Origin of the sequence: Methylobacterium sp. WL19 (assembly GCF_008040005.1) — a bacterium.
In the GTDB taxonomy this organism is placed as follows: domain Bacteria; phylum Pseudomonadota; class Alphaproteobacteria; order Rhizobiales; family Beijerinckiaceae; genus Methylobacterium; species Methylobacterium bullatum.
Window position 1 is genome coordinate 1 of sequence record NZ_VRVC01000123.1, and the last position, 14890, is coordinate 14890.

The 14890-nt window shown below is 68.1% G+C and carries 17 protein-coding genes; 6 read left to right on the forward strand and 11 right to left on the reverse strand.

Annotated features, from left to right (window positions below):
- The 4 genes from FV220_RS19985 to FV220_RS20000 form a co-directional block, all read right to left on the reverse strand.
- On the reverse strand, positions 1-2497 hold a 2497-nt coding region (locus FV220_RS19985), incomplete at its 3' end, for a helicase-related protein (RefSeq protein WP_147832988.1).
- Between the two features lie 194 nt (positions 2498-2691).
- On the reverse strand, positions 2692-3057 hold the full coding sequence (locus FV220_RS19990; protein ID WP_147832989.1) for a hypothetical protein: 366 nt from the start codon (positions 3055-3057) through the stop codon (positions 2692-2694).
- Positions 3054-3626, reverse strand: a complete 573-nt coding sequence (locus tag FV220_RS19995) for a hypothetical protein (RefSeq protein WP_147832990.1) — start codon at positions 3624-3626, stop codon at positions 3054-3056. Before FV220_RS19995 ends, FV220_RS19990 begins: the two co-directional genes overlap by 4 nt.
- Before the next feature lie 38 nt (positions 3627-3664).
- Positions 3665-4558 carry a DUF3108 domain-containing protein gene (locus FV220_RS20000; protein WP_056147048.1) on the reverse strand — a complete coding sequence of 298 codons (894 nt, stop codon included), beginning with the start codon at positions 4556-4558 and terminating at the stop codon, positions 3665-3667.
- Between the two features lie 333 nt (positions 4559-4891).
- Here FV220_RS20000 and rpmB point away from each other — a divergent pair, with 333 nt between their 5' ends.
- From rpmB to FV220_RS20020, 4 genes are all read left to right on the forward strand, one after another.
- On the forward strand, positions 4892-5197 hold the full coding sequence (gene rpmB / locus FV220_RS20005) for a 50S ribosomal protein L28 (protein ID WP_018046086.1): 306 nt from the start codon (positions 4892-4894) through the stop codon (positions 5195-5197).
- A 142-nt stretch (positions 5198-5339) separates the two neighbouring features.
- Complete coding sequence (locus FV220_RS20010) at positions 5340-6269, forward strand: AEC family transporter (RefSeq protein WP_147832991.1); 930 nt, start codon at positions 5340-5342, stop codon at positions 6267-6269.
- Positions 6270-6342: 73 nt separating this feature from the next.
- Positions 6343-6816, forward strand: a complete 474-nt coding sequence (locus FV220_RS20015) for a nuclear transport factor 2 family protein (protein WP_147832992.1) — start codon at positions 6343-6345, stop codon at positions 6814-6816.
- 7 nt (positions 6817-6823) lie between these two features.
- Positions 6824-7384 (forward strand): TetR/AcrR family transcriptional regulator, encoded by a 561-nt coding sequence (locus FV220_RS20020; RefSeq protein ID WP_147832993.1) that lies wholly within the window; start codon positions 6824-6826, stop codon positions 7382-7384.
- 81 nt (positions 7385-7465) lie between these two features.
- Here the strand turns inward: FV220_RS20020 and FV220_RS20025 are convergent, their stop codons facing one another.
- From FV220_RS20025 to FV220_RS20055, 7 genes are all read right to left on the reverse strand, one after another.
- Positions 7466-7888 carry a BLUF domain-containing protein gene (locus FV220_RS20025; protein ID WP_056147037.1) on the reverse strand — a complete coding sequence of 141 codons (423 nt, stop codon included), beginning with the start codon at positions 7886-7888 and terminating at the stop codon, positions 7466-7468.
- Positions 7889-7928: 40 nt separating this feature from the next.
- A complete protein-coding gene (locus FV220_RS20030; RefSeq protein ID WP_246689498.1) occupies positions 7929-8903 on the reverse strand; it encodes a cobalamin B12-binding domain-containing protein in 975 nt (324 codons plus the stop codon).
- A 193-nt stretch (positions 8904-9096) separates the two neighbouring features.
- Positions 9097-9573: a BLUF domain-containing protein gene (locus FV220_RS20035; RefSeq protein ID WP_056147033.1), complete on the reverse strand. Its 477-nt coding sequence runs from the start codon at positions 9571-9573 to the stop codon at positions 9097-9099.
- A 298-nt stretch (positions 9574-9871) separates the two neighbouring features.
- The gene (gene cobT / locus FV220_RS20040) at positions 9872-11776 is read right to left on the reverse strand and encodes a cobaltochelatase subunit CobT (protein ID WP_147832994.1); all 1905 of its coding nucleotides are present in this window, start codon (positions 11774-11776) and stop codon (positions 9872-9874) included.
- 5 nt (positions 11777-11781) lie between these two features.
- Positions 11782-12279, reverse strand: coding sequence for a DUF29 domain-containing protein (locus FV220_RS20045; protein WP_147832995.1), 498 nt, complete (start codon positions 12277-12279; stop codon positions 11782-11784).
- Between the two features lie 20 nt (positions 12280-12299).
- The gene (gene cobS / locus FV220_RS20050; protein WP_018046099.1) at positions 12300-13283 is read right to left on the reverse strand and encodes a cobaltochelatase subunit CobS; all 984 of its coding nucleotides are present in this window, start codon (positions 13281-13283) and stop codon (positions 12300-12302) included.
- A gap of 236 nt (positions 13284-13519) precedes the next feature.
- A complete protein-coding gene (locus FV220_RS20055) occupies positions 13520-14152 on the reverse strand; it encodes a DnaJ domain-containing protein (RefSeq protein WP_147832996.1) in 633 nt (210 codons plus the stop codon).
- Between the two features lie 140 nt (positions 14153-14292).
- On the opposite strand from FV220_RS20055, the gene FV220_RS20060 reads away from it, so the two are divergent.
- A complete protein-coding gene (locus tag FV220_RS20060; RefSeq protein WP_147832997.1) occupies positions 14293-14571 on the forward strand; it encodes a BolA family protein in 279 nt (92 codons plus the stop codon).
- A 31-nt stretch (positions 14572-14602) separates the two neighbouring features.
- The coding region (arfB, locus tag FV220_RS20065) for an alternative ribosome rescue aminoacyl-tRNA hydrolase ArfB (RefSeq protein WP_187273472.1) at positions 14603-14890 on the forward strand (288 nt) is incomplete at its 3' end.

Genomic DNA, 14890 nt, shown 5'->3' on the forward strand with positions numbered 1-14890 from the left:
CTGCGGCGGGGCGCAGCGGCACGGTGATGGCCGGGCCGGGGCGGCTCTCGGCGACGTAGCCGAGGGATTTAAGGATCGATCCGAAATCCTCGCCCGAACAGCCGACCAGGGAGGTCATGCCCACGGTGGCGACGAAGGCGTCGCCGTCGGCGGTGCCGGCCGGGGCCTCGCCGGGGGTGGTGCCGGGCACATAGGTCACCGCCGGGCGGATCAGGTCGGCGAGACGCTCCAGGATGTCGACGCGCACGGCGCGCTCGCCGCAGACGCGGAAGCCGGCGGCGCGGTAGAGGCCCTTGGCGATTTCGGGATCGACCTTGATCGAGGTGCGGCCCGAACCGGCCAGATGCGCGATCTCGTCGAGGCCGCGCTGGTCGAGGCCGCCGTTCTTCAGCGCCCAGAGCTGGGCGGCCAGGGTGCGCGGCGCCGGCTTGAGCAGGGCCGGCAGGAAGATGTGATAGGCGCCGAAGCGGACACCGTGGCGGCGCAGCGCCCCGCGCCCTTCCTGATCGAGGGTGCGCATCTCGTGCATCACCTTCGAGCGCTCCAGGACGCCGAGCGATTCGACCACCTGGTAGCCGATGCCCTTCGAGAGGCCGACGAGGTCGGCCGCTGTCTCGATCTCGATCAGCGGGCCGAGGAGGCGGACCACATAGGCCTTGAGCCAGGCCACCAGCCGGGTCTCGACCTTGTCGCGGGCCGGGCCCGTGAGCTGCTCGTCGGCGAGCAGCCGCACATGCGGCTCGAACAGCTTGTCGCCCGGCATCAGCTTGGCGACCGGGTCTCCGGTCCAGCGGATGATGCCGTCATGGGACAGGACCAGGGACGAATCCGCCGCGGCCGAGAAGCGCTCGGCGCGCGCCTCGATCTCGCCGCCCAGCGCCTTTTCGGCGGCGCTGCGCAGGGTCTTGGCCTCGTGGCCTTCCGCGCCCGGGTCGGCGACGAACTGAAACCCGTGCAGATGGCCGACATGCTGGCCCTCGACGGTAACGTCCCCGCCGGCGGTGATCTCAGCTTCCAACATCGTATTCTCTCTCAGGCGCCGCATCAGGACGCTAGTGCGCCGATCGACGAAACGGCTCGCAAGGCGCTCGTGCAGGGCGTCAGACAGCCTGTCCTCTACCCGACGCGTCTCGCCCTGCCAATGCACCGGATCAATCAGCCAGTCCGGACGGTTCGCGACGAAGGTCCAGGTTCGCCCCTGGGCGATGCGCTGGGACAGGGCGTCGATGTCGCCGTCGGTGCGGTCGATCATCGCCACGTGCTTGGCGAACCAGTCGTTGGGGATGCGCCCGGCCATGCCCCGCATGAGGAAGCGGAACAGCTGGGCGACGAGATCCGCATGGGTCTGGGGATGGACCTTGCGGTAATCGGGCACGCCGCAGGTGTCCCAGAGGCGTCGCACCACCGTCGGATTGGTGGCGATGTCGCGGATGTCGTCCTCGCGCATCAGGATTTCGAGGGCGGATTGGTCCTCGCCCATGGGCGCGCGGGTGAGCCCCTTCTCGTTGGGATGCGCGTCCAGGCTCTCCTGAAGGGCCTTCAGCGAGGAGAAGTCGAGATCGGGGTTGCGCCATTGCAGCACCCGGAGGGGCTCGAAATCGTGGTTCTCCAGGGCCTCGATCATCTCGGGCTCGAACGGGGCGCAGCGCCCGGTGGAGCCGAAGGTGCCGTCCGAGAGGTGGCGTCCGGCCCGTCCCGCGATCTGCCCCATCTCCGGGGGCGTCAGCCTGCGGAAGCGCGTGCCGTCGTATTTCCAGTTGGCCGCGAAGGCGACGTGATCGACGTCGAGGTTGAGGCCCATCCCCACCGCGTCGGTGGCGATGAGATAATCGACGTCGCCGGACTGGTAGAGCTCCACCTGGGCGTTGCGGGTGCGCGGAGACAGCGCACCGAGCACCACGGCGGCCCCGCCGCGCTGGCGCCGGATCAGCTCGGCGATGGCGTAGACCTCCTCGGCCGAGAAGGCGACGATGGCCGTGCGCCGGGGCAGGCGCCCGAGCTTCTTCTCGCCCGCATACGTCAGTTTCGACAGGCGGGGGCGGGTGGTGGTGTGCACGCCGGGAATCAGCGACTGCACCAGGGGCAGCATGGTGGAGGAGCCGATGAGCAGCGTCTCCTCGCGCCCGCGCTGGTGCAGCAGGCGGTCGGTGAAGACGTAGCCGCGGTCCATGTCGGCGGCGAGCTGGATCTCGTCGATGGCCACATACGCCACGTCGAGGTCGCGCGGCATCGCCTCGATGGTGGAGATCCAGTAGCGCGGCCGGTCCGGCTTGATCTTCTCCTCGCCGGTGACGAGGGCCACGTGCTCCACCCCCACCCGCGCCACCACGCGCAGGTAGACCTCCCGCGCCAGCAGGCGCAGGGGCAGCCCGATCATCCCCGTGGGATGCGCGAGCATCCGCTCGATGGCGAGATGGGTCTTGCCGGTATTGGTCGGCCCGAGCACCGCCGTGACGCCGCGCGAGCGGGCCTGCGGGGGGAGGGAGCGGCGCGTCATGTGCGAGGGGCTGGTCCCTTCGGCCGAGAAGCCGGCGGCAGGTTCTTGCGGCGGCCCGTGGATGAGGCCGCCTAGGTGTCATACCAGACGATGATGAGGAGACCTCATCGTCGTCTGCCCGCGCGGCCGCGCGGCGGCGGGCGTCCGCCGAACGCGCCGATCCCGGCCATCGGTCGGGATCAGTGCCGCTTGGGTCAGTCGTCGCTGCGCAGGGGCCGCCCGGGCGGCCGGACCCCACGCTGCGTCCCACCGCCATATGGGGCGCCACCGCCCCGATAGCCACCGCCCCTCTGCCCATAAGGATCGACGTAGATCTCCACCGGGTCCGCCGGCCGCTGCGGCGCCAGATCGGCGCAGAGCGTGTCGGGCATGGCGACGAGGGGGCCGCGTCGGGAACGCTGTCCCTCGATCACCTCGGCCGAGGAATAGGCGTCGCCCCCGCAGGGCGAGACGTCCGTGCTCAGCCCGCCGGCACGGGCGGGGCCGGACCATGCCGGCACGCCGATCAGGATCGCGGCGAGCGCGACGACGCCACGCAGAGGGAAGGGGCGGCGCGTCATCGGGTGGTTCCGGTTCCGGGAGGGATGCGCCAGGCGGCCGCAGCGGACAGGGCCTCGCCGAGGGCCGCGAACCCGCCCTCCAGGTCGTTGCCGGACAGGGCATAGCCATGCGCCCCGAGGCCGGTGAAGCGCGCGCCCGCCCTGCGCCGGGGGAGGATCGGCAACGCGGCCGATAGCGCCGGATCGACGCGCAGCACGAAGAAGCGCTGGCGGCTGAGCATGACCGGCCGCAGGTCCTCGATCGCGTCCCAGGGGATCCAGTCCGTCGACAGGCGCCGGTCGAAGATGCCCCGGCGCCCGACGGAGACCAGCGTGCCCGAGCGGAACATCCGGGGCGCGCCGACGAGGCTGGCCGCGCCGAAGAAGATCAGCCCGAGCCACAGCATGAATTCGGTGTACCCGCCGGGCGCCATTGCATGCCCTCGCGTCTCGGGACGCACATGGAGCATCCATGCGGCGGTGGCGGTGAGCCCGACGGCGATGAGGAACAGCCCCGCCGAGCGAAGGCGCGAGACCGCGATGTCGACCTGCCCGTCCACGACCTGCCCGTCCACGACCTGCCCGTCCATGATTCGGACGATTCCCGCCCGCCCGGCCGGAGCCGCGTCTATTGATCGACCAGGGTCGCCTGCGCCACCTGGCCCGACGCCTGCCCTGCGGCTTGGGCGGTCACGGTCTGGGCTCCGCCCCGGTTCCACCGGGTCGCCTCGATGATGTTGGTGCCCAGCGTCGTGCGCACGGCGATGCGCACCGGCAGCAGCACGCGGGTGCCCTCCACGGGGGCGAGCCACACCGACATGTCGCGGTTGTCCTCCATGAACTTCACCCCCGGCCGGTCGGGGCGGTGCCCGGCGATGGCCTGATAGCGGGCGTTGCAGACGAGGACGGGGCCGGAATAGCCGGGCTTCTCGACGGTGCGCGTCTCGCCGTAGCTGAGCACCACGTTGAAGCGCGTCGCGCCGTCGAAGACCGGGATGGTGCGGTTGCAATTGGCCTGGTCGGTGAGCTCGCCGCGGCTCACCGCCGGCATCATCAGGGCGCTGGCCGGATCGACGATGCCGCGCTTGTTGGCCGGGGTCACCGGCACCCGGTCGCCCATGTCGATCAGCGGCGGCGTCACCTCCGATTGGGTGACGTTGCCGCGCGCCAGCGCCATCCGCACGGCGATGCCGGAATTCGAGGTCTTGGTGGAGATGGCAAAGGCGCTCGGCTGCGGCCCCTCCGCGATGAGGCCGCTGGCGCGGGCCGAGCCCATGCCCCCGGTCACGGCGCCGACGAGGCCGGTGAGCCTTGCCGAGACGTCCATGCGGTAGCGCGCGCTCTCGAACTGTCCCGACACCTGGGCGGTGCCGATGGGAATGCCGGCCAGAGCGATGCCGTAATCGACGGTGACCGTCGCCGGGGCGGCGGCGGTGGCTTTCGGCCGCGCGAATCCCTCGGAGGCGGGAATCGCCCCGAGGGTGGCGAGGAGGCTGGCGCGAAGGAGGCGCGTGGCACGCATGGCTTGAGGCTCTGAGGTTCCAGGGCGTGGCGCCGTGCGGCGGAAGAGACCGGGCGGCATTGTTCCGCCATCGTCTCCGCTCGTGGTTAACACATCGTATGGACGGCGCGGCGCGAGCCTCGTGAATGCCACGGCGTCGGCCTCGGAGTACGGCCTTTCTCATGGGCAAAACTCGGCTCCGCCCTTGACGGATGCCCTGCCGCTCCCCTATAGGCTCGCGCCTTCAATGAGACGCCGCTCGATCGGTTCTGGCGTGCGTGAGGCCCGTGGCGCATTGCGACCGGCCTTCCGCCATCGCCTGGTCTGACGCGGAACGAGACGGGAATTAGAACAATGTCGCGCCGTTGCGAACTCACGGGCAAAGCCGTGCAGACCGGCCACCTCGTGAGCCACTCGAACCGTAAGACCAAGTGCCGGTTCCTGCCGAACCTGTGCCAAGTCACGCTGCAGTCGGACGCCCTCAAGCGTCGGGTGCGCCTGCGCGTCACGGCCCACGCCCTGCGCTCGGTGGAGCACCGCGGCGGCCTCGATGCCTTCCTCATCAAGGCGCGCGAGATCGAGCTGTCGCAGACGGCCCGTCTGATCAAGCGCGAGCTGCACAAGAAGCTCGCCGAAGTCGAGACCCCGGCCGCCGCCTGAGGCTGCGATATCGAAGCGCCGGCGAGAGCCCGCTTCGATCACGCTCGACGTCTCATTCTGATTTCGAACGGCCGCCGCATGCTTCGTGCATGCGGCGGCCGTTCGCGTTGATTCCACCGTCCCTGCTCTCCGGCTCTCTCCGATGACCGTGCTCTCGCTCATCGCCCCGATCTTCGGGCTGATCCTCATCGGCTGGGTCGCGGCGCTCGCCGGGTTCCTGTCGGAGAAGGTCAGCGACGGTCTCTCCGAATACGTCTTCGCCATCGCGGTGCCGGCGCTGATCATCGCGACGCTGACGCGGCCGGGTCTCACCGGCGAGGTCACCTGGTCGTACTGGTTCAGCTATTTCGGCGGCGCCGGCCTGTCCTGGCTCGTCGGGTCGCTGATCGGCCTGCGCCGCGAGGGCGTCGGCCGGACGGGCGCGATCCTGCACGGATTCGCGGCCAGCCAGTCGAACACCATCTTCATCGGCGTTCCGATGATCCTGCAGGCCTATGGCGACGCGGGCGCCTTCCCGCTCTTCATGCTGCTCGCGGTCCACCTGCCGCTGATGATGGGCTGCGCCACCTTCCTCATCGAATCGGATGGGCAGCGATCGGTCCTCCAGCGGGTGAGGGGGCTCGGCCTCGTCCTCTTCCGCAACCCGATCTTCCTGTCGCTGATGCTCGGTCTCGTCCTGAGAAGCTTCGGGCTCGCGCCCGGCGGCATGGTCAAGTCGCTGGTGGATGCGCTGGCCGGCACCGCCTCCACCTGCGCGCTGATCGCGCTCGGCGCCGGCCTCGTGCGCTACCGGGTGCTGCACGACCTGCCCGGCGCCATGGTGGTGACGACCCTGAAACTCGTCCTGCATCCCCTGGCAGTTTGGGTGCTGGCCTTCCACGTCTTCACCATGCCGCCGGCCTATGCCGGGGTCGCCACCCTGTTCGCGGCGATGCCGGTGGGCATCAACTCCTACCTGCTGGCCGTCCGCTACAAGGCCGAGACGGGGTTGATCGCCGCCGCCGTCATGCTCTCGACCCTGCTCGCTGTGGCCACCACCGTGGCCTGGCTGGCGATCCTCGGACACCGCTGAGACATTCGACGCCTTGACCGGCGCGGGCAGTGTTTGTACCGATCGGTACAGACAAGCGCAGGAGCCCGAGCCCATGTCCGAATCCCGCCCGCCACTGCCCCCCTTCACCCGTGACACCGCGATCCAGAAGGTCCGCGCCGCCGAGAACGGCTGGAACGGCTGCAACCCCGAAAAAGTCTCGCTGGCCTACACGGCGGACAGCCGCTGGCGGAACCGGTCGGAATTCTTCTCGGGCCGTCCGGCCATCGTCGCGTTCCTCACCCGCAAATGGGCGAAGGAGCACGAATACCGGCTCATCAAGGAGATCTGGGCCTTCACCGACGACCGCATCGCCGTGCGCTTCGCCTACGAATTCCACGACGCGGCCGGCGACTGGTTCCGGGCCTACGGCAACGAGAACTGGGAGTTCGACGCCCATGGCCTGATGCGGCTGCGGCATGCCAGCATCAACGACCTCGCGATCTCCGAATCGGAGCGCACGTTCCACTGGGACCGGAACGCGCCGCGCCCGGAGGATCATCCCGGCCTCACCGATCTCGGGCTCTGACCGGACCATGCCAAAGAAGCCGGGGGCGCGGGAGGACGCGCTGCCCGCCATCGCCGAGGTCTTTCGCGAGTACGGCTACGAGGGCGCGAGCCTCGCCCTCATCGGTGCCCGCACAGGGCTGGGCAAGGGCAGCCTCTATCACGCCTTTCCCGGCGGCAAGGCCGAGATGGCTGAGGCCGTCCTCGACGCCATCGGCACGTGGTTCGAGGAGAAGGTCTACGCGCCGCTGCGTGACGATCCCGATCCAAGGGCGGCGATCCGGCTCATGCTGTCGGAGACGGATGCCTATTTCCGCTCGGGCCGGAGGGTCTGCCTTGTCGGCGCCTTCGCCCTCACCGAGGGACGCGACGGGTTCGCGGACCGGATCGCCGGCTACTTTCGAGCCTGGCGCGAGGCCTTGGCGCAGGCGCTGATCCGCGCCGGGCGCCCGGCCGCCGAGGCGGACTCCCTCGCCGAGGACGCCGTCCTGACGATCCAGGGCGGCCTCGTCCTCGCCCGCGCCCTCGACGATCCGGCCGTGTTCGGCCGGATGCTGGGGCGGTTGGAGGAGCGGTTGGTGTCGGAGTGAGCGATGTCTGGTGGCGTGGGCGTCCCAGTCAGTTCGAAGGCGAAGCGGTCATCTCATCGATGCGAGCCGTTCGATCGCACATCATACGATGGTCAATCGAGGCCGTTCAGCCGGCTCGGCCGCGAGCCGTCGAAAAATCCCGAGCACGTGGTCCGGCGACGCCCGAGTCGCTGCCCCGTTGGCCACGTCTTCCTGGGACCACATCCAAGAGCGTGCGGGATCGCTCCGCATGGCCCAGGTCGGAAAAAGACGTTTGGTGGCGACTTCGTATGACAGGCGATTGATCTCGAGATGTCGATCGTCTCTGAGGATCCGCGCATACGTCGCATCGATGGCGTCCGCCTCGCCTTCGAGAAGCTGAAGGTAGATGTCTCCGCGGCAAATCAGGGCGCCCGTCAGACCGTCCCGCGTATTGCAGCGCCGCGATTGGGCGAGGATGCTATCCAGGGCAGAGTGATCGAACCCGAACGGACGGGACGCATAGATGAGCTGCACGAGGTTCATTGTATCAGCCTCACATCGAGTTAGGTCTGAAACTCTGGGATCACGCTGAAGCCATGGCCCTCGAATCGGGGCGACGCCTGGTTTCGAGACCGATGTCGAGGAGCCTCTGAGCCAGGAGGACAGCCGTCGGTGCGTCGACGGCCGATGCGTCCGCTCCGACACGCTCGACGAGTTCGGGCTTGTCGAGGAAGACGGGGCCGCCCACCATGATGCCCACGTGACGATTGCGTGAGACGTCGCGGATCGACCGGATTGAGGCCGTCAGCCCATCGAGGCGAGTCTCGCAGCTCAACGTCAGCCCCACGACGTCGAACCAGGTGGAACCAACGAGGCTCGAGATCTCATCGGGGCTGGACGCCAGGCCACTCACGACCTGCCATTCGGCGACTTCCAGGAACTGTTCGACGACGGCAACGCCGAACGTATGCAACTCGCCTGGCGCTCCCATCAACAGTGCGGAGCGGGGCTCGTCGCGGGAGGAAGCCTTCGGTTCGGGTCTGTATTGCGAGAGGAGCAACTGGAGGCGAGCGACGCCCACGGTCACCTCGATGAAGTCGCAGAAATCCTCGTCCCATAAGCGTCCAAGCAAGGACGCGGCAGGCGCCAGAAGTTCCAAAAACATGCTCTCGGCGGAGTGGCCCTTGGCCAGATGATCTCTGACGGCGTCCGATGCCGGCGCGAGGTCCGGCCCGAGGAGGAGCTGCGTGAAGGCTTCGATCTGCTGCGCAGTGGGTTTGGCGAGCGCAGCGCTCGCCGCGGGCGCGAGTTGCGGGTGAAGCAGCTTCAACCGAGGGATGATGTCCGTTTCGACGATGCGGCTGAGAGCGAGGGCGCGATGGCGGCTTTCCTCGGCCGTGCGTTTGCGCGCATATGCAAGCCGAGCCTCCGAGACCCAACCGGCTTGACGCGCCGACGGGTCGGTCCACGTAGCGGTGGACGAAGCGAGGTTTGACATGGTCCGCTCCCCTGAACTCTCTTCCTCTGCAGGGGGCGCTTGCCGGTCGATTCCGTGCACCTCTTGGGCACATCAGAACGCCGCTCCGAAAAAATGTAAAGGAGCTTGCAAGAAAATTCCGAATCCGGATGCCATCCGATCCGTCGGGAGAGCCGGAAAAGACGTCACTTCGTTTCGCCGGTTTCGTGCCCAAGATGACCATGAACACGACGCAGGTGTCGGATCGGCCGAAGGCTGCCGGGCACTCTTCTACTTAGCTTTGTCCAAGCGAACGGATGGGGCCCGAGTCGAGGTGCTGGATTATTCGCGTCAGTGCCGCGACATTGTCTTTGTCGTCGGTGCTTTCGAGGGCGTCCTGTAGGACGAGGCGGATATCTTCGGCTTCCACCTTCTCCATGTCCCAGTTCGGATAGAGACGCTCCCGCTCTTCCTCGCTCTGGCTCAGCGTAACGATGTCGTGATGGCGTGAATCATGATGCAGGCTCGCGATGAGATTTTGCATCTGCGCGGCCGGTCCCTCGATCCACTGGAAGAAGATGCCGCTGCCGAAAACCAATACGCCGGTGATGCCGCGCGCGAGGTTGTGGCGCTTGGCCGACTCGACGATACGGCCGACCTCCGCGTCATCGACGCCGTCGGCGGCACGGCTGCAATAGACGAAGTGATAAAGCGCGGGCAGTGCGCCCTCGTCCGACTCAGCGCCACGGAGAAAGCCGTATTCGTCCAACATGGGTCGATCAGCTCCATCGATGCAGGACGGGCCGTTCCGCCCCATGCACGGGTGGCACGATAACGCATCCGGCCCGATTTGGAACCGGAACCGGATCGCCCGGGTCGTCGCGCGGAGATGGCAGGTCCGGCACTCCGTCCAGTCTCCAGGCAAGAACCGAACGGCGAGCCGATCGTCCCGCTTTCACACGCACGTTTCGACTGCCAGATGATGGAAACCAAGAGTGCTCACAAAACTCCCGATCACGGTCGGCGCTCGCTCGAAGCACGACAGCGCAGCGGGAGTTTTGTGAGAAGCACTAACGCCGGCCGCCCACAGCCTTGCGCCTCGGCACGGCGCCGCCGTCCGCATCCTCCTCGAACAATTCCGCCAGCTTCTCCGTCATCGCCCCGCCAAGCTCCTCGGCGTCGATGATGGTGACGGCGCGGCGGTAATAGCGGGTCACGTCGTGGCCGATGCCGATGGCCAGCAGTTCCACCGGCGAGCGGGTCTCGATATCCTCGATCATCCAGCGTAGGTGGCGTTCGAGATAATTGCCCGGATTGACCGAGAGGGTCGAATCGTCGACCGGCGCGCCGTCCGAGATCACCATCAGGATCTTGCGCTGTTCGGGCCGGGCGAGCAGGCGCTTGTGCGCCCAGTCCAGGGCCTCGCCGTCGATGTTCTCCTTGAGCAGGCCCTCGCGCATCATCAGCCCGAGGTTTTTTCGCGCCCGGCGCCATGGGGCGTCGGCGCTTTTGTAGACGATGTGGCGCAGGTCGTTGAGGCGGCCCGGCGCGTTCGGCTTGCCCGCCGCCAGCCACGCCTCGCGCGACTGGCCGCCCTTCCAGGCGCGGGTGGTGAAGCCCAGGATCTCCACCTTCACGCCGCAGCGCTCCAGGGTCCGTGCCAGGATGTCGGCGCAGGTGGCCGCCACCGTGATCGGCCGGCCGCGCATGGAGCCGGAATTGTCGAGCAGCAGCGTGACGACGGTATCGCGAAAGTTGGTGTCCTTCTCGCGCTTGAACGAGAGCGGCTGGAACGGGTCGGTCATCACCCGCACGAGGCGGGCGGGATCGAGCTGGCCCTCTTCGAGGTCGAATTCCCAGGCCCGGTTCTGCTGCGCCAGCAACCGGCGCTGCAGCCGGTTGGCAAGGCGCCCGACCACGCCCTGGAGATGGGCCAGCTGCTTGTCGAGATAAGTGCGCAGGCGCGCGAGCTCTTCGGCGTCGCACAGGTCCTCGGCGTCGATCATTTCGTCGAAGCGCGGGTTGAACACCTTGTATTCGGGGCCGCGCGGTTCGACCGGCCGGTTGTTGGGCGGACGCTTGGCCTCGGAGGCCTCCTCGGATTCGGCGTTCTCGGACTCGTCCGGCAACTCGCCCGAGGGCGCGTCGGCGGCTTCCGTGGCGCCGTCCTGCAACTCGTCCGAGGCCTCCTCGGAGGTCTCCATCTCGGACTTGTCGCCCTGGGACTGCTCCTCGGCTTCGCCCTCGCTCGGGGTCTGCTCGTCGTCCTGCCCTTCGTTCTCGTCCTCGTTGTCGTCGTCCTCGGGGTCCAGCGGCGTCTCGTCCGCCATGTCGAGGGAGGACAGCAACTCGCGCACGGAGCGGGCGAAGGAGCGCTGGTTCTCGAGATTGCCGATCAGTCCATCGAGGCTGGGACCGGCCTTCTCCTCGATATGGGAGCGCCACAACTCGACGATCTTGCGCGCGGCCTTCGGCGGGGCTTCCCCGGTCAGGCGTTCGCGCACCATCAGGGCGACGGCATCCTCCATCGGGGCGTCGGCCCGGTCGGTGATGTCCTCGTACTTGCCGCCACGATGGTAGCGGTCCTCCAGCATCGCCGTGAGGTTCGAGGCGACGCCGGCCATCCGGCGCGAGCCGATGGCCTCCACGCGGGCCTGCTCCACGGCATCGAACACGGCGCGGGCGCCGGCATTCTCCGGGGCGAGGCGGCGATGGACGGCCACATCGTGGCAGCCGAGGCGCAGCGCCATCGAATCGGCGTTGCCGCGCAGGATCGCCACATCCTCCGGCGTCAGCTTGCGCGGCGGCTCGGGCAGGCGCGCCTTGTCGCCGGTGAGCGCCGGCCGGTCGCTGGCATAGACCACCTCGATCTCGGAGCGCTTGGCGATGGCGCGCAGGCATCCGGCCACCGAGCGCTTCAGCGGTTCGGCGATGGGCTCCCGGCGTTCGCCGGCTTTGCGGTTCGAGATGGCCACGATCGCTACTTCTTTACAGAATCGAAATCGAAGGGACGCTGCAGAATGTCGTCCCACGAATAGGGGCATTCGGAGGGAAACTCATCCGGCGGCAGGTGGGTCTCGTTGGCGGCCCAGTCGCGCGCGTCCGGGTAGGCGTCGCCCAGGGCCTCGTCGATGCGAGGCTTCAGCCCCGGATTGCTCGACAAGATCCGGGCGTAGCGCCGCCGCTGCTCACGGATCGAGAAGATCCAGCTCGGGGTCCGGTGCTCCGGCTGCTGATCCCATTTCAGCATGTGCATGACGAGGACGCGCAGGGCGCTCTGGAGCTTGGCGAACTCGCTCTTCGACAACCCTTCCAGCTCCTCGGCGATGTGTTCGACGTCGAGCGCATCGACCCGTCCGGCCCGGAGCAGGGCGACCTGCTCCTGAACCCAGGTGTAGAGGTCGTCCTCGTAGCGCGTCCGGCCCGAGCGGGAGGTCGCGCCTTCGGTCGGTTCGCCCTTCAAGGCCGGTTCGGCCATCGCGTCCTCCGCGTCGATCCTCAGCTCAGCGCCACGTTCATCGCGCTCTCGGGCAGTTCCTTGCCGAAGGCGCGCTGGTAGAACTCCGCCACCAGGGTGCGCTCCAGCTCATCGCACTTGTTGAGGAAGGTCACCCGGAAGGCGAAGCCGATATCCTGGAAGATGTCGGCGTTCTCGGCCCAGGTGATCACCGTGCGCGGGCTCATGACGGTGGAGAGGTCGCCGTTCATGAAGGCGTTGCGGGTCAGGTCGGCCACGCGGACCATGCGGCTGACGATGTCGCGCCCGCCGTCGCGCTGGTAATGCAGCGCCTTCGACAGGACGATGTCCACCTCGCGGTCATGGGCGAGGTAGTTCAGCGTCGTCACGATGGACCAGCGGTCCATCTGGCCCTGGTTGATCTGCTGGGTACCGTGATAGAGGCCGGACGTGTCGCCCAGCCCCACCGTGTTGGCGGTGGCGAACAGGCGGAAGGCCGGATGGGGGCGGATCACCCGCTTCTGGTCGAGGAGCGTCAGGCGGCCGGAGACTTCGAGCACGCGCTGGATCACGAACATCACGTCCGGCCGGCCGGCATCGTATTCGTCGAAGACCAGCGCCACGTTGTTCTGCAGCGCCCAGGGCAGGATGCCGTCCTGGAAGGCGGTGATCTGCTTGCCGTCCTTCAGCACGATCGCGTCCTTGCCGACGAGATCGATGCGGGAGACGTGGCTGTCGAGGTTGATCCGGATGCAGGGCCAGTTCAGGCGGGCGGCGACCTGCTCGATATGGGTCGACTTGCCGGTGCCGTGATAGCCGGTGACCATGACGCGGCGGTTGCGGGCGAAGCCCGCCAGGATCGCCAGGGTGGTCTCGCGGTCGAAGATGTAATCCGGGTCGAGATCGGGAACGTGCTCCTCGCTCTGCGAGAAGGCCGGCACCTGGAGGTCGAGATCGATGCCGAAGGCCTCGCGGACGGAGACGGTCCGGTCGGGCAGCGAGGCGGGGGTGTCGTCAGAGAGCATACGGGACCTCGTCGGGGCGGGCTCCGGCATGGACCGGGCTCGCGGGATCTATCACGGTGGGCATTGCCGGTTCCCGCGCGGGGCAGGACGTGGAATGCCACCTTGTAAGGGGCTGCGTCGGCGGACGCCAAGGGGTGCGAGGACTCGATATAGGGCCTCCCGCGCGGATTGCCGCCTCACGCCGCACGAGATTTCGAAAAACGCTGCATCGTTCGTGCCGGTTCGCGGCAACCTGGTCAGCACAGGCCGGCGGCGCGCAGAGTGTCGTGGGCGCGGATGATGTCGCGCAGGCGCTCCTCGAACGAGCGGTCGCCACCATTGGCGTCGGGGTGGAAGCGCTTCACCAGCACCTTGTACTGCGCCTTGATGGCGGCGGTGTCCGCGTTCTCGTCGAGACCCAGCACGTCGAGGGCCTTCAGGGCGGCCACCGTGAGGCGCGGCCGGCTCGGCTCGGGCTTGGCCCGGCGCGAGGTCTCGCCGACGCCTTCGCTGCGCAGGATGTCGAGCGGGTCGACATAGGCCCACTCGCGCTTCGGCTCGCCCGTTTTCGCGCCGGCCGCCCGCGTCGCCGGGTTCACGCCCATGGCCCAGGTCGGGCGGTGACCGATCACGGCGTCCTTCTGGTAGGCCTGGACGGCGGCGTCGTTCATGCCGTCGAAGTAGTTGTAGGTGGCGTTGTAGGCGCGCACGTGGTCGATGCAGAAACGCCAGTACTGGCCTTCCGCCTTGCGGCCCTTGGGAGCGCGGTAGAGCCCGGCATTGGTGCAGCCGGGGGTCTCGCAGCCCGTCTGGGACGCGGCCTTGGCCTCGTCGCAGGTGGGCTTTCGCTTGATGCGGATGCTGTCGAACAGGCGCGAGTTGAGATCCATGGTGGGGCGATTATGAGAGGGCGTGTCCGAGACACAAGGGCGGCGGGCCTGATGACGCATGCGGAGATCGGGGGTTGACGACCCCGAAGCCTCCAGGCGCCTACGGGACGGGAACGAAGCGACGGAAAGACGAGGACACGATGGCCGGCACGCTCAAGGATTGGATCACCGGAGCGCTCGACGCGCAACTGGAGCCGCAGGCCCTGGCGGTGGTGGACGAATCCCACCTCCATGCGGGCCATTCGGGCGCGCGGCCCGAGGGGGAGACGCATTTCCGGGTGGAGATCGTCTCGGCCGCCTTCGAGGGGAAGAGCCGGGTCGATCGCCACCGCATCGTGAACGGCGTCCTCGACGAGGCGTTCAAGCGCGGGCTGCACGCCCTCGCGGTCAAGGCGAAGGCGCCGTCCGAAGCCGCCTGAACGGCTCCGGCATACGAGGAAGATGGTGGCGATGGCCCTGCAATGCACCCCGCATCTCGCCATCGACGAGGCGGAACTCGAAGAGACCTTCGTGCGCTCCTCGGGGCCGGGGGGGCAGAACGTCAACAAGCTCTCCACGGCGGTGCAGCTCCGCTTCGATGCGCGGCGCTCGCAATCCCTGCCCGACGCCGTGGCGGTGCGCCTGATGCGCCTCGCCGGGCGGCGGCTGACGCTGGACGGCGTCATCGTCATCATGGCCCAGCAGTTCCGGACGCAGGACCGCAACCGGGCCGATGCGCGCGAGCGCCTCGCCGCCCTC

Bases quoted from the DNA above. Each gene is read 5' to 3' on its own strand.
- FV220_RS19990 (WP_147832989.1), bottom strand. From the start codon at position 3,057: ATGACGCGCCGCCCCTTCCCTCTGCGTGGCGTCGTCGCGCTCGCCGCG.
- FV220_RS19995 (WP_147832990.1), bottom strand. From the start codon at position 3,626: ATGGACGGGCAGGTCGTGGACGGGCAGGTCGTGGACGGGCAGGTCGAC.
- FV220_RS20000 (WP_056147048.1), bottom strand. From the start codon at position 4,558: ATGCGTGCCACGCGCCTCCTTCGCGCCAGCCTCCTCGCCACCCTCGGG.
- rpmB (WP_018046086.1), top strand. From the start codon at position 4,892: ATGTCGCGCCGTTGCGAACTCACGGGCAAAGCCGTGCAGACCGGCCAC.
- FV220_RS20010 (WP_147832991.1), top strand. From the start codon at position 5,340: ATGACCGTGCTCTCGCTCATCGCCCCGATCTTCGGGCTGATCCTCATC.
- FV220_RS20015 (WP_147832992.1), top strand. From the start codon at position 6,343: ATGTCCGAATCCCGCCCGCCACTGCCCCCCTTCACCCGTGACACCGCG.
- FV220_RS20020 (WP_147832993.1), top strand. From the start codon at position 6,824: ATGCCAAAGAAGCCGGGGGCGCGGGAGGACGCGCTGCCCGCCATCGCC.
- FV220_RS20025 (WP_056147037.1), bottom strand. From the start codon at position 7,888: ATGAACCTCGTGCAGCTCATCTATGCGTCCCGTCCGTTCGGGTTCGAT.
- FV220_RS20035 (WP_056147033.1), bottom strand. From the start codon at position 9,573: ATGTTGGACGAATACGGCTTTCTCCGTGGCGCTGAGTCGGACGAGGGC.
- FV220_RS20045 (WP_147832995.1), bottom strand. From the start codon at position 12,279: ATGGCCGAACCGGCCTTGAAGGGCGAACCGACCGAAGGCGCGACCTCC.
- cobS (WP_018046099.1), bottom strand. From the start codon at position 13,283: ATGCTCTCTGACGACACCCCCGCCTCGCTGCCCGACCGGACCGTCTCC.
- FV220_RS20055 (WP_147832996.1), bottom strand. From the start codon at position 14,152: ATGGATCTCAACTCGCGCCTGTTCGACAGCATCCGCATCAAGCGAAAG.
- FV220_RS20060 (WP_147832997.1), top strand. From the start codon at position 14,293: ATGGCCGGCACGCTCAAGGATTGGATCACCGGAGCGCTCGACGCGCAA.